Genomic DNA, 14163 nt, shown 5'->3' with positions numbered 1-14163 from the left:
AAAATTTAGAAGTTCATCGAAAGAACAAAATTGCTAATTCTATTAAGAGTACATAAAATAAAAGATATCAGTAATATGTGGCTTAAATAGCTGCTTACAGGTGGTCGTGTTTTTTTGTTGTTACGGGGTAGCGCCACCAATAATGAATTTAAATTAGATGATAATGCACAATATACATAAAATAACAATTACTGTTTTTAAAATTCTGAAGTTCCTGGAGTTCTTGGATTTGAATTTTAACATATATTATAGTGCTTTTGAAGGCTTTATTTTACTAGGTATGAAGGTTTCTTAATTTTATTTGATTGTGTATTATTATATAAAATTTTACCCATGTTGTGTTATGGTTGTGTTATATATTAATAAGGGAATTGATATATTAAAATAGAGTAATAAAGACTGATCATTTATTACAAGATAGCATATATGAAATGATAATGAATTATTTAAGAAGTCGTAAAAAAGAAACGATTGTTCCAGCTGGAGATTATAGACTGGCGAATGATATTTCAGGATTATGGAAACCATTAAAAATCACTATTTCAAATAGAGAATATTTTAATGCATTAATACAATGGGATGATGGATGGTTATTATCAATAATGAAACAATATTTTTATTTAGAAGGTTATAAAACTGAAAATAAGTTAAAATATGAATTAGAAGAGTTACTTTCTAATAAAAAACAATTTTATTCAATAGTTAAAGATGCAAATCATTTTATAAGAATGGATAAAAAGATAGTAGAAAACATACATATTGATTTTAAAAAATTAAAAGAATATGGTATAGGTTTGAATAGTTATTTTAATCATTTAGTATGTAACATAGAAGAAAAATGTAAAGATAAAGACAACATGAAAAAAGGTTCTTTTTTGTTTAATGTTAAGATGTTAATAGAAGCATTTTTTGCTGATGTGTGCGATTTTAATAGTATAATGCAAGAAATTATAAATGACTTTTTTACCACGGAGTGCAAAGATAAAGTAGAACATTATTTTATAGAGTTCAAATCACCCAATTATGGGTTAGCAAATATGCCATATATAGTTATAGATGGGGATGTGAAAATATTAGATGAAGTCTCTAATATTCATAGTATGTTACAAAGCGATGGATTAAATTTCCCAGTAGTACATATATATATAAAGAAGAAAGAGGAATTTAAATATAGTGAATTTATAGATAGGTTAGCAAGATATATTGCAGTTGAATTAAACAATTTTTTTGAAAATGTGACTAATTAAAATATAATATAATAAAACAAATATAATATAATGGGGAGGATTTACATGTGTAAATTTGAAAAAATTTCGAAAGAAAAATTAATAGAAAGTCCAAGTTATATAATATTTACTGCTATTTTAAATAGAGAAAGTGATTTTACAATAGAAGATATTTGCAAAGAAGTTTATAAAAAATTAAATTCGAAACTCGAGGAAATTCAAATTCAAAATTATGCAATGAAAAAATTATCTATGTTTAGAGATAATGGAGTAATTATTGAACATGGTTCTTACTTTTTAGTGAAAAGAGGTTAATGGCAGAGAATAAGAGTATTTTTTTGAATAAACATTAAATTAAGAAGAAGTCAAAAATTTATTTTAATATTAAAAAAGAAATTGCATAACTTTTGCAATTTCTTTTTTTATATATGTTTCTAGTAAATTATCTTATAGAATAAGCTAACTCTATTTCGTTAATTATTGTTGAAATAGTTCTAACAAGGAATTTAGGTTCTGTAGTAGAACTTGTGGTAGTAGGAAATTCACTATTATTAAATCCCTTTGAAATAACTGCTTTTAATTTAAGTTTATCAGATTCAGAAAAATATGATATATTATTTTCTAAAATCCAATTAAAAACAGATGTCATAATCATCAATATGCTTGTCTGCATTTTATAATTTCTAGTTTTCTCAATTTGAAATATTTCTTTTGATAAAGGATAATACAATCCAGTATCATAATATACACTTTTAAGAAATGCCGAGAATTTATTAATAAAAGATTCACATTCAGATATTAGTGATTGGCTTTCAATTTCATCAAGCTTTCTAGCATAACTCATAAATTCTATTACATAAGAAGTAGAGCTATAATAATCTTGATTAATGCCAACTTGTAGTACATGGGTTTTTTTATTTTTAGATAGCTTAATTCCGTAATTAGGCTCAGTTAAGTTTTTATATATACCTAGTAGAACATAGAATTCTTGGTGAGTACTCTTATCATTAAATCTTTTAGAAGATAAATTAAAAATTTCTCGCATATACTTGAGGTCTTTCCAATTATCAAGTTTATTAACCAGCCAATCATTGAATATAGAGGTAAAGACAACATGGCGTATTTCCTGCGGAGTTAATGGATTAGTGCCTTGATTATATCTTGTAAATATTTCAAGTTCTAATTCAGGATCATCCTGAACGTGTATAAATTCAAGAGTTAGACTAATTTGATATAAAAGTTTATTTTGAATTGTAGGATGCAATTGTTTAAAAAAGAGACCATCTAATTGGGTAAATTTATTTAATCCTGTAAGAGCAAATTCATTGTTCAGAAATCTATATACAGCCATTAATCGATGTTGCCCATCTATTACATTGCTAACATGAGGTATTTTACTTGTATCAGAGGCTAAGTATATAACAGGTATAGGTATACCACCTAGTAGAGATTCAATCAATAATGATTCGTCTTTTTTTGTGAATTTATATTCTCTTTGATAAAAGGGCTTTAAGTTTATACCGCCTTGACTTTTATTGCCTAGTTCAATTTCGTAGCGTATTCTATCTAAATTATAGTCACTAGTATTAGAATTAACTTCCCAATTTTTTATTAAACTAACATCTATATCAGATGTTAATAAACTTTCTTGATACATAAATATTACCTCCTTATACTTCTCGTTTTTTAAAACGAGAACGTCTCGTTATGAAAATGATAATATAAATTTGCACAGAAGTCAATAGAAATTAGGGATAAAATAGTAAAAGGTGAAATTTTATGAATTAATTATTATGTGATAGTGACTGGTATTTAAGTGTACACAAATAAAGGAGTAGAAAATGTAAAAAGTATATATTTGAATACTTGGACGATAAATGTATGATTCACATAAGGTTCGCATAAAAGAGTGGAATTATGTAAATAAAAATAAAATATATTAAAGAAGTAGATAGTATAAAAAATGATAGATGAGAAGAATGTTTATTTAGAGTACACTCTAAAATTATAATTTAATTACATGTAAAGAGTATTTGTTAAGAGTTAGAATTTAAATTTATAAATAAGTGTTCTAAATAGCCTAAAGTATAGAAAAACATTTAGGCTATTTTTATATGTTTGTAGAAGAGTTGACAAATTAAAGGATAGAACTAATAGTGGATTTGAAAGGTCACGCTTCGCCTCCACCATGAAACCCACAAAAATCTAAAAATTAGATTTTTGTGGGTTATTTTTAATTTATGTATAAAATGTACAATTTTAATTAGATCTTAAATAAATATTTGCAAACTATATTGTAAACTTGATGAAAAAAATAAGGTTGACAATTCTAGAATGAAGGTATATATTGGATTTTAAAGGAAGGGAAAACAATGGAAAATGAAAAAATAAGCATAGTGGGAAATAAAAAAAAGATGACAACAAAACAGTTAATTTTATGTGGGCTCTTTACAGCATTAATTGCAGTGGGAGCATTTATTAAGATTCCAATACCAGTATTGCCATTTACGCTTCAGTTTTTATTTACTATGATGGCAGGTCTTCTACTTGGGGGGGAAATGGGTGCATACAGTGTTTTAATATATATTCTGCTTGGGTTTATAGGATTGCCTATATTTACTGAAGGGGGAGGATTAGGTTATATATTTAAACCAACGTTTGGTTATATAATTGGATTTTGGATTGCAAGCTATGTTACTGGAAAAATTGCAAATGAAAAATCTAATCCAACATATAAAAGGATCTTAACAGCTAATTTTATTGGACTAGCCATTGTTTATAGTCTGGGAATGATTTATTATTATATAATTTGCAATTTTGTAATTAACACTCCAATAGGTGTATGGCCACTGTTTTTATATTGTTTTATTTTAGCAGTTCCAGGAGATATTTTACTTTGTATATTAAGTGCACTTCTTTATAAGCGTCTTATTCCTACAATTAAATTTATTAGATAGAATTTTTATGATGAAAGGAAAATTGTATTATGGATACATTAAAAGAAATAAAAAATAAAGTATTAAGTGGACAAATGATAGGAAAAGATGAAGCATTACTTTTAGTTAATGAGCCATTAGAAAATTTATGCAGTACAGCAAATGAAATAAGAAAGCATTACTGCGGTAATATTTTTGATATATGTACAATTATAAATGGGAAAAGTGGTCAGTGTTCAGAAAACTGTAAGTTTTGTGCACAATCTTCGTTTTATAATACAAACATTGAGAAATATTCTTTGCTAGATGGGGAGGAAATTTTAAAACAGGCAAAATATAACGATGATAGAGGAGTACTTAGATATTCAATTGTAACTTCAGGAAAAAAATTAAATGATGATGAAGTGGATAATGTATGTAAAAGCGTAAGAAAGATAAGAAAAGAAACCAATATAGCTGTCTGTGGATCATTTGGACTTTTAAACAAGGAACAATACAAAAAACTTAAAGAAGTAGGATTAACAAGAGTGCATAACAATTTAGAGACTTCAAGAAATAATTTTAAAAATGTATGTACAACTCACACATATGATGAAAAAATAAATGCAATTAATGACGCAAAAAGTGCTGGGTTAAATATCTGCAGTGGTGGAATTATGGGACTTGGAGAAACTATGGAAGACAGAATTGAAATGGTTATTGACATAAGAAATTTAGGTATACATTCAATTCCTGTAAATATGTTAAATCCAATTAAAGGTACACCATATGAAAATAATAAAAAACTCACTAATGATGAGATGTGTAGGATAGTTGCAATATTTAGGTTTTTAGTACCTAATGCATCAATTAGACTTGCAGGTGGAAGAGGACTATTGTCTGATAAAGGTAGAAAATGTTTTTTGTCAGGTGCTAATGCAGCAATTTCAGGAGATATGCTAACTACATCTGGAATATCAATAGAAACAGATATGAAAATGATTAATGAGCTTGGATATGAGGTGGAACTTTGGAATGAGTAAGAAGATTTTTATTACTGCAACAGGAACCGATATAGGAAAAACTTTTGTAACAGCACTTATAGTAAAAAAATTAAGAGATGCAGGATATAATGCAGGTTATTATAAAGCAGCATTAAGCGGGGCAGAAATTTCAGAAAATGGACTTATACCAGGTGATGCTTATTATGTAAATAAAATAGCTAATATTAATGAAACTATGGACAATCTTGTATCATACGTATATAAAGAATCTGTATCACCACATTTAGCTTCAAAAATAGAAGGAAATCCTGTTGATATGAATAAAGTTATAGAAGCTTTTAATAACTCTTTATTAAAGTATGATTATTTAACTATGGAGGGCAGTGGTGGAATAGTATGTCCTATAAGGTATGATGATAAAAAAATCATGCTTGAAGATATTATAAAAGAATTAGGACTTTCAACATTAATTATTGCGGATGCAGGCCTTGGAACAATTAATCATGTGGTTCTTACTGCAGAATATTTAAAGAATAGAAATATATCAGTAAAAGGAATTATATTAAATTATTATAATGAAGGTAATCTGCTGCATGAAGATAATAAAAAAATGATAGAGGCAATTACAAAAATCCCGGTAATAGGAGTAGTAAAAGAAAATGATAAAGAATTAAATATTGATATTAATAAATTATTAGAAATATATGAGTAAACTTTTAGGCATATTAAAGAAAATAATAAGCCATGATGAAATAATATATGATTTTGTGTGGATCACTTACTCAGGGAGTGTATACGAGTCGAGCTTCCTTATACGGAAAATAGACTAGAATACTGACTTATTATTTTTTGAATATGCGTTAAATAAAAGAGAGAAGAGAATGAATATGAGTTTAGTTGAAAAAGATTTAAAATATATATGGCATCCATGCTCTCAGATGAAAGATTATGAAGATTTGAAGCCTATCATAATTGATCATGGAAAAGGTATTTATTTATATGATAAAGATGGTAAAGAATATATAGATATAGTAAGTTCGTGGTGGTGCAATTTGCTTGGACATTGTAATCCGACAATAAATGAGTATATAAAAAATCAGCTTAATAATTTAGAACATGTTATTTTTGCTAATTTTTCTCATGAACCAGCAATAAAACTTTGTGAAGAGTTAAGCAAAATCATTCCAAAAGGTCTTACAAAATTTAATTTTTCTGATAATGGTTCTGCGTCTGTTGAATGTGCTTTAAAAATGAGTTTTCAGTATCAATATCAAACAGGAAATAAGAAGAAAACAAAGTTTATGTGTTTAAGTGAAGGTTATCATGGAGAGACTATTGGAGCATTATCTGTTGGAAGTATGGATCTATATGCAAAAATTTATAAACCAATGTTAATGGATACAATTCATGTGGAAGTTCCCGATTGTTATAGGTGTCCTTATGGTAAAGCCAGAGAATGTTGCAATGCAGAATGCTTTGAGAATGCAGAAAAGTCTTTTGAAAAGTATGGTGAAGAGACCTGTGCAATAATTGTTGAACCGCTATTGCAGGGTAGTGCAGGAATGAGAATTTATCCTCCTGTATATTTAAAAAAATTGAGAAAACTATGTGATGAATATAATGTTCTTCTTATTGCAGATGAAATTGCCACTGGCTTTGGAAGGACAGGAAAAATGTTTGCTTTTGAACATGCAGGTGTCAGTCCTGATATTATGTGTGTATCAAAAGGATTAACAGGAGGCTATATGCCTATGGCAATAACAATTACAACAGATAAAATCTATAATGCATTTTATGATGATTACAATAAAGGAAAAGCATTTATGCATAGTCATACTTATAGCGGAAATCCTCTTGGCTGTTCTGCAGCTGTAGCAGTTCAAAAGGTTTTAAAGGAAGAAGCAATTTTAGAAAATGCAAAAGTAAGAGCAGAATATTTAAATAATAAATTAAATAATGCTTTAATAGAAAATCCACATATAGGTGAAATCAGACACATTGGATTAATTAATGCAATGGAACTTGTAACTAATAAAAAAGACAAAAAAAGTTATGATTCTAAGATTAGGATTGGGTATGAAGTGTATAAAAAGGCATTAAATAAAGGGTTAATACTAAGACCGCTTGGCAATGTGCTATATTTTAATCCTCCATTAATCATTAATGAGGAAGAAATAGATAAAGCAGTTTCAATATGTAAGGAAGCAATAGAAGAAGTAATATTTTAGTGGATTTTAAAGGTTACGCATCGCCTCCACCATGAAACCCAAGACAATTATGTTTAATTGTCTTGGGTTATTTTTATTATATACAAGGTGTTATAAGAAATACTCTAGGTCTATTTATAAGGAGATGATGGAGTATTTTTTATTAAATGTGTCGAATCTTTAATAAAAGTCAAGTGTATTATCGTAAAAAGTAAGTTTTTGGGAATAAAAGTATATACTGTATATAATTTTGTCTTTATGACTGATTGTATACATTTAGTGAAATATGTATTTACTTTATTTAACTATTGAAATAAAATAAGGTAAAATTGGGTCATGTTATTAGAGATGACATAAATATCATATAAATTACAAATTAATTTAATTTTAAAATTCATTATTATTAAACATTTATGGGTAAATGTAATGCTAATGCATATGAAGTAAAAAGAGGTGAGTGCAATAAATAAAGAAAATGGAATTATGAAAAATATAATTATTTTATTAAGTTCACATAAATTATCTATAATATTCTCTTTTGCTTGTACCTTTATATTAGCATTGGCTAGCATATGTGCGCCTATTTTAACTCAAAATTTGATGGATAAAGGAGTCATGCTATTAAATATAAAAGTAACAACACAATATGTTGTTTACATAATAATACTATTTTTAATTCAAGAAGGATTAAGTTTCATTCAAGGTATTATACATATAAATATGCAAAATAAAGTTCATCTTGATTTAGAGGTGGAATCCTTTTCCAAAATACTTAGAATGAAAGTTCAGTATCTAAAAAATGAAGGATTTGCATCAATTTTTAGTACTATATCATGTGATATTGACACAATTGCTCAAGTAGCTAACAAGAGTTTTTTAATTTTAGCAATGCAAATTTTTAAGGTTATAGGTGGAATTATTGGATTGATGCTAATTAGCTATAAATTGACATTGTTCATTTTGATAATAGTTCCAGTAAAGTATTTAATAATAAACAAGTTAACTGAGATTAAGACTAATGTATTTAATAAGTTTTTGTTAGTTACTGAAAAAATAGGTATGTGGTATGGGGATATAATGAATGGAGTAGAGGAAATAAAGTTATGGAACCTATATCAAATTAAGAAAAATGAATATAGAAAATTGCAAAGTGAAAGATTTAAACTTAGTAATAAATTTCAAGTTTTAGATCAAATAAGTGAAAATAGTGGAAGCCTTTTACAAAATATAATATTTAATTATTTATATATATTAGGAATCGCTTTAATTATTAAGGAAGAAATTACAATTGGCGTTTTGATTACGTTTGTAACCTATAGTGAATTTGTAATTACACCTATTTCATTATTTATGACAATTAAATATGAGATAGCTAATATAAAACCTGCTTTTGAAAATTACTTTAAGTTTATAAGTGGCATAGAAGAAAATCAAGATATCAAAGAGTTAAAAAATTTACAAGAACCGAAGGTAATACGATTTAATGAGGTTAGCTTAACTTATGACTCAAAAAAAGTTCTATCACATATTAATTTAGAGTTAACTGCAGGTGAAAAAGTGGCATTTGTAGGTGCAAATGGAAGTGGTAAAAGTTCATTGTTTAATTTATTGTTAAGATTTTATGATCCAACAGAGGGTGCAATTTACATAGATGATTTAGATATTCAAAAAATAGATATTGATAAATATAGAGATTTATTTGCTGTAATGAGTCAAGATAGTTATTTATTTAATACTACAATTAAGAACAACATATCACTTCAAAATACGTTGAGTGTTGAAGAAATTCAAAAGCAATGTATTGATAAAAAGATTGAATCCTTTTTGAAATTTATAGAAGAGCTGCCTAAGGAATTTCAAACAGATGCAGGAATTAGGGGCAGCAAATTATCTGGTGGTGAAAAGCAAAAGGTTGCACTCATAAGAACGTTACTTAAAAAAAATAGTCCAATACTAGTGCTAGATGAGGCTACTTCCAATTATGATATGGAATCTGAGCAATTATTTAATAGATTAGTTAGTGATTATGATACATATCCATTTGTATTTATTATTACGCATAGACCAGAAATTTTAGAACATATGGATAAGATTGTTGTATTAGATCAAGGGCATATTATTTGCGTAGATAGTTATAAGAATTTATTAAAAAGTGATCAGATAATGCCAGAGATATTGCAAAACAATTGTCTACAAAGGAGTTAATATTAGATGAATAGAGTATATAAATGTTTTCAAGTTAATAAAAAGTATTATGTATATGATAGAGAAGAAAATACAATATTTGAAGTAAGTAGGTGCGACCATGATTTGTTAGCTACAATAAGAAATGATGAATCATTTGAACAAAATATTGATAAGCTTGATAAATATATTAAACAAGGATTTTTTAAAAGGACAAAATTATTTGAAATTGAACATCCTCTAACTGATAGTATAGAAGAACTTATAGATAATAGAGCAGAACAATTAATTCTTCAAGTGACACAAAATTGTAACTTAAGATGTAGTTATTGTTTTTATGGACAAGGTAATTATAATAATCGGACACATAGTAGCAAAAGAATGAGTTTTGAAACAGCTAAAAAAGGAATAGATTATATATTAAATCATTCAAGTAATTTAGAAAATGTATACATATCATTTTATGGAGGAGAACCACTATTAGAGATTGACTTAATAAAAAAATGTATTGAGTACGCAGAAGAAAAAGTAGAGGGAAAGAAGATTACATATAGTATGACTACTAATGGCACTTTATTTAATCGAGAAGTAGTTGAATTATTTGATAAATACGATTTTCAGATAGTAATTAGTCTAGATGGAACGAAGGAAATGCATGATTTAAACAGGAAATTTGTAAATGGTAAAGGTTCTTTTGATATGATAATGGATAATATTAAAGACATTAAAAACTGGTATCCTGAGTTTGCAAATAGAATAATGTTTAATACAGTAATAGCTCCTAAAAGTGATTTTAGCTGTGTAAAAAACTTTTTAGAGCATGATGAGGTTATAGGAAATAGTTTTGTAAGTGCAAATACTGTTAATGATTTATATACTTCAAATGATTACAGCAATTATGATGAAAAATTTTATATTGCAAATAGTTATGGTGAATTTAAATTGTTGCTGGCTGTTTTAGGAAGATTAGATAAAAAATTTGCGTCTAAAATATTTCAAGAGCGATTTAACCATACTCTAAAAACTTATCAAGGGTTAGTTGATAAGGGGGAGATGCCTAGAAGAGCTCACCCAGGAGGTCCATGTATACCAGGGGTTCATCGCATATTTGTTAATGTTAATGAAGATATTTATCCATGCGAGCGTGTCAGCGAAAGTTCTAAACCAATGAATATAGGTAATTTAGAAAAAGGAATAGATATAGAAAAAGCTGTTAAGTTGATTAATATAGGAAAATTAACTGAAAATGAATGCAAGAGTTGCTGGGCTTTTCATTATTGCGATATGTGCGCTGCATTTGCTGATGATATTGATGAAATATCAAAGAGTAAGAGATTATCTAAATGTAAAGACAGCAGAAATAGTATATTAGAAGATTTTAAAGATATTTGTATGTTAAAGAATTTTAAATTTGATTTTAATGGAGATGTTTTTGATGAAAAAATTAATGATATATCCTTTTGATAAAGAAGTAACAGATATTGCAAGATATAGAGAAAATCTAAAAAATTATCAGCTTATAAATGTAGTATCACCTAAGGGATGGGGACTTAATGGCAAGGATTCAAATAAATTGGATGGTGGTAAAGAAACAGGAATGATAATTTCAGAAGAATTTGAAGATGCACTAAAAAAGTGTGATGCTGTATTTTTTTCTGATACTAAAAAACAATCTCTTTTTGATACATATTTAAATAAAATAAATATGGCAAATGGACAGAATAAGGAAATTGTAATGACTAAGGAGTTATATAAAAAATTGTCTTTACAAGAAAATATAAATGTGGATGTAAATTTTATAAATACAACAATGATTGATTTTAGTGAATTTGTAATTAGAGAATTTAAACATAAATTATATAAGATTGATACACCAATTTTAGGTGTTTTTGGGGTAGGGGATTATTGTAATAAATTTGATATTCAATTAGGACTTAGAAGTAAATTTGAAAAAGATGGTTATAAAGTAAGTCAGCTGGGTACAAAGCAGTATAGTGAATTATTTGGAATTTACAACCTGCCAGAATTTCTATTTGCCTCTGATATGAGCATGGAAAATAAAATATTAAATTTTAATCATTATATTCATAATATTGAAATAAATGAAGAGCCAGACATTATAATACTAGGAATACCAGGTGGGATTATGCCATTGTCAAATGAGTATACGAATTATTTTGGTGAGTTGGCACTTATAATGAGTAAGGCTGTACCAATTGATATTGGCATTCTCAGTATATATTATACAAAAGAAATTGAAATAAAAACATTGAATGATATTAAACAATATTGTAAATATGCGTTGCAATGTGATGTAGATTATTTTAATTTAGCCAATATAAAATATGAAAGAGAGTCTTCATCAGGAGAGGTTTACTTTACAACTATATCTAATCGTAAAGTAATGGAATTTATTTCTGAAAAAAAGGATATATATAAGGCACATAATTTAAATTTGTTCAGCATATTAGATGAAAATTCGTTTGTTGGTGGTTATGAGTGCATAATTTCAGACTTAACAGAAGGAATTGTACAAATTTAAAAGGAGTGTAAATGCAATGGAAAAAAAGCAAATTGAGAATATTATAATTAATGTTATTGAAGATATAGTAGATATAAATATTACTGATAGAAATTTAAATTTATTTGGTGATGAATACCACATTACACCAAGAGATATGACATATATTGTTTTTGATATAGAAAAGAAGTTAGGAAAAGAGATTGTATCTGTATTTGAAACAGAAGATATTGGTATCATGACAATTAGTAATTTAGCGGATGGGATAAAAAAGCATATGGCAGTATGAAGCACATATAGGTAAACTATATTTATTTATAAAATATTTTCAAAAATTATGGGGGGATTAAGAATGAAGAAATTAGTTAAAAAAAATCAAGTATCAAAAAATACAATTGAAATGTATGGCTTATTCTGTAGCTGTAGCTGCGGAAGTAATGCTATGCTATCATTAAGAAGAGGTATTAGTGCTTCACATTTAGGCAACGGTAGATAAAATTAAATTTACATTAATTAAGTTAAGAAATTAATTTGGTAATTTAATACACAGTTACTTATATGTGTTAGGCTCCCTTTAATTTAAATTAAAGGGAGTTTTAATTATATAATTTAGGTGGAAATATGAAAAGAATAAAAGTTGTTATAATTGATGACGGAATAGATAGGGTAGATTTTAATAAAGATAGGATTATAGAGTGCTACAACGTAAAAAACAAAAAAATTAGTTATTTAGGAAAACATGGAGAAGAAATAAGTGGAAGTTCAACAGGTTTTAGGCATGGAACGCTGTGCGAGGAAGTGTTTGCACATTTTGTACATACATATGAATATGATTTATATAGTATAAATATTTTTGAGTGCGAAGGTGAAATAAATATTATAGACAATTTATTAGAGGCAATTAGATGGTGCATAGAGAACAAAGTAGAGGTAATTAATATGAGTATAGGTACTACTAATTTTGCCTATTTTAAGATAATAGAGGAAGCTATAGAATTACTCGTAAAACAAGGAGCAATTATTGTAGCAGCAGAGAGTAATGAGAACAGATTAACATATCCAGCATGCTTGCCTAAAGTAATTGGTGTTAGATGTTCAAGAGGCGTTGGCTTAAGACCAAATGAATATATATATAATGTAAAAGCTATAGATGGTATTGAAGTTATAGCTTTTAGTTCTTATGGTGGAAAAGAATTAGAGCATAAACTAACAGATGGGAGTTTATTAGTGAGTGAGATGACTAAGTGTAATAGCTTTACAGCACCATTTATTACAGCAAAGGTATGTGAACTTATCAAAAGAGGAATAAGAGGAGTAGAAGATATTAAACATGAATTGTTGGTTAATGCTAATTATATAAATGATTCTATAGATAAGTTTATAATTTTAGGGGAAGATTATTGTTTGGACAGTGATGAGGAAATACAAATGCCTAATATAGTCATATATAATGAAGCAGAGATAAATATAAATATAATAATAGAATCATTGCGTACTTATTTTATAGAAGATAACTATAATAGTATTGCTATATCAAGGATTGGAGAAAGTTCTATTGAAAATGGTATTTATGTGCTAGAAAGAAATGATTCAGATATATACATACTAGACAAAGTAAAAATGCTATATAAATTTACAAATCCAGATATTCTAATAACAGAGGTATTACATATAAATGAAATACAACAGTTGAAAGAAAATGGGTTAGTAGATATAGTAATATATTTTTATAAAAATGAAATAAATAAGGATTTATTAAACAGTTATGAGAATTTGATATCAATGAATTTAATTGAAAGGAATAACTTGAGTGATCAAGAAAGAACAAGATTAATATATAATCGGTGTATAGATTTATTTGAATCTATAAATTAATTTTATAATCCACAAAATTGGTGTATGTAATTTGTGGAAAAATAAGTGGATTTTAAAGGTCATGCTTCGCCTCCACCATAAAATCCACGACCATTTGTATGTGGCTTAAATAGCTGCTTACATGTGGTCGTGTTTTTTTTATTGCTACGGGTATCCAAATTAGCTCTTCAGATACAAAAATATGTGGGTGGTAATATAATTTACATACCTCAAAAGGATAATAATAAAAAA

The 14163-nt window shown here is 27.1% G+C and carries 13 protein-coding genes; 12 read left to right on the top strand and 1 reads right to left on the bottom strand.

Features of this window, described 5'->3' with window-relative positions; genetic code table 11:
- The first annotated feature begins 437 nt into the window (after positions 1–437).
- Together CSPA_RS24575 and CSPA_RS24570 are read left to right on the top strand one after the other, a co-directional pair.
- Complete coding sequence (locus tag CSPA_RS24575) at positions 438–1247, top strand: hypothetical protein (RefSeq protein ID WP_042314885.1); 810 nt, start codon at positions 438–440, stop codon at positions 1245–1247.
- Between the two features lie 45 nt (positions 1248–1292).
- The gene (locus tag CSPA_RS24570) at positions 1293–1541 is read left to right on the top strand and encodes a hypothetical protein (RefSeq protein WP_015395115.1); all 249 of its coding nucleotides are present in this window, start codon (positions 1293–1295) and stop codon (positions 1539–1541) included.
- Between the two features lie 127 nt (positions 1542–1668).
- Here CSPA_RS24570 and CSPA_RS24565 read toward each other — a convergent pair whose 3' ends face one another.
- On the bottom strand, positions 1669–2883 hold the full coding sequence (locus CSPA_RS24565) for a DUF262 domain-containing protein (RefSeq protein WP_015395114.1): 1215 nt from the start codon (positions 2881–2883) through the stop codon (positions 1669–1671).
- 715 nt (positions 2884–3598) lie between these two features.
- On the opposite strand from CSPA_RS24565, the gene CSPA_RS24560 reads away from it, so the two are divergent.
- From CSPA_RS24560 to CSPA_RS24515, 10 genes are all read left to right on the top strand, one after another.
- The gene (locus CSPA_RS24560) at positions 3599–4183 is read left to right on the top strand and encodes a biotin transporter BioY (RefSeq protein WP_015395113.1); all 585 of its coding nucleotides are present in this window, start codon (positions 3599–3601) and stop codon (positions 4181–4183) included.
- Between the two features lie 29 nt (positions 4184–4212).
- Entirely contained in the window at positions 4213–5184 is a 972-nt protein-coding gene (gene bioB / locus CSPA_RS24555; protein WP_015395112.1) for a biotin synthase BioB, read from the top strand.
- Positions 5177–5857, top strand: a complete 681-nt coding sequence (gene bioD, locus CSPA_RS24550; RefSeq protein WP_015395111.1) for a dethiobiotin synthase — start codon at positions 5177–5179, stop codon at positions 5855–5857. Before bioB ends, bioD begins: the two co-directional genes overlap by 8 nt.
- 175 nt (positions 5858–6032) lie before the next feature.
- On the top strand, positions 6033–7373 hold the full coding sequence (bioA, locus tag CSPA_RS24545) for an adenosylmethionine--8-amino-7-oxononanoate transaminase (protein WP_015395110.1): 1341 nt from the start codon (positions 6033–6035) through the stop codon (positions 7371–7373).
- Between the two features lie 432 nt (positions 7374–7805).
- Complete coding sequence (locus tag CSPA_RS24540) at positions 7806–9557, top strand: ABC transporter ATP-binding protein (RefSeq protein WP_015395109.1); 1752 nt, start codon at positions 7806–7808, stop codon at positions 9555–9557.
- Positions 9558–9563: 6 nt separating this feature from the next.
- A complete protein-coding gene (gene ccpM, locus CSPA_RS24535) occupies positions 9564–11000 on the top strand; it encodes a Cys-rich peptide radical SAM maturase CcpM (RefSeq protein WP_015395108.1) in 1437 nt (478 codons plus the stop codon).
- On the top strand, positions 10972–12078 hold the full coding sequence (locus CSPA_RS24530) for a TIGR04066 family peptide maturation system protein (protein WP_015395107.1): 1107 nt from the start codon (positions 10972–10974) through the stop codon (positions 12076–12078). The genes ccpM and CSPA_RS24530 overlap by 29 nt, the downstream gene beginning before the upstream one ends.
- A 16-nt stretch (positions 12079–12094) precedes the next feature.
- On the top strand, positions 12095–12346 hold the full coding sequence (locus CSPA_RS24525) for a hypothetical protein (protein ID WP_015395106.1): 252 nt from the start codon (positions 12095–12097) through the stop codon (positions 12344–12346).
- 63 nt (positions 12347–12409) lie between these two features.
- Positions 12410–12553, top strand: a complete 144-nt coding sequence (locus tag CSPA_RS24520) for a CLI_3235 family bacteriocin precursor (protein ID WP_015395105.1) — start codon at positions 12410–12412, stop codon at positions 12551–12553.
- Positions 12554–12678: 125 nt separating this feature from the next.
- Positions 12679–13932: a S8 family serine peptidase gene (locus CSPA_RS24515; protein WP_015395104.1), complete on the top strand. Its 1254-nt coding sequence runs from the start codon at positions 12679–12681 to the stop codon at positions 13930–13932.
- Positions 13933–14163 lie beyond the last annotated feature (231 nt).

It is taken from the genome of Clostridium saccharoperbutylacetonicum N1-4(HMT) (genome assembly GCF_000340885.1).
Taxonomy (GTDB): Bacteria; Bacillota; Clostridia; order Clostridiales; family Clostridiaceae; genus Clostridium; species Clostridium saccharoperbutylacetonicum.
Note: the sequence above shows the minus strand (reverse complement) of the source record. Positions and strands in the feature narration are given on the sequence as shown.

Bases quoted from the DNA above. Each gene is read 5' to 3' on its own strand.
- CSPA_RS24530 (WP_015395107.1), top strand. From the start codon at position 10,972: ATGAAAAAATTAATGATATATCCTTTTGATAAAGAAGTAACAGATATT.
- CSPA_RS24570 (WP_015395115.1), top strand. From the start codon at position 1,293: ATGTGTAAATTTGAAAAAATTTCGAAAGAAAAATTAATAGAAAGTCCA.
- CSPA_RS24515 (WP_015395104.1), top strand. From the start codon at position 12,679: ATGAAAAGAATAAAAGTTGTTATAATTGATGACGGAATAGATAGGGTA.
- ccpM (WP_015395108.1), top strand. From the start codon at position 9,564: ATGAATAGAGTATATAAATGTTTTCAAGTTAATAAAAAGTATTATGTA.
- CSPA_RS24565 (WP_015395114.1), bottom strand. From the start codon at position 2,883: ATGTATCAAGAAAGTTTATTAACATCTGATATAGATGTTAGTTTAATA.
- bioD (WP_015395111.1), top strand. From the start codon at position 5,177: ATGAGTAAGAAGATTTTTATTACTGCAACAGGAACCGATATAGGAAAA.
- bioA (WP_015395110.1), top strand. From the start codon at position 6,033: ATGAGTTTAGTTGAAAAAGATTTAAAATATATATGGCATCCATGCTCT.
- bioB (WP_015395112.1), top strand. From the start codon at position 4,213: ATGGATACATTAAAAGAAATAAAAAATAAAGTATTAAGTGGACAAATG.
- CSPA_RS24520 (WP_015395105.1), top strand. From the start codon at position 12,410: ATGAAGAAATTAGTTAAAAAAAATCAAGTATCAAAAAATACAATTGAA.
- CSPA_RS24525 (WP_015395106.1), top strand. From the start codon at position 12,095: ATGGAAAAAAAGCAAATTGAGAATATTATAATTAATGTTATTGAAGAT.
- CSPA_RS24560 (WP_015395113.1), top strand. From the start codon at position 3,599: ATGGAAAATGAAAAAATAAGCATAGTGGGAAATAAAAAAAAGATGACA.
- CSPA_RS24575 (WP_042314885.1), top strand. From the start codon at position 438: ATGAATTATTTAAGAAGTCGTAAAAAAGAAACGATTGTTCCAGCTGGA.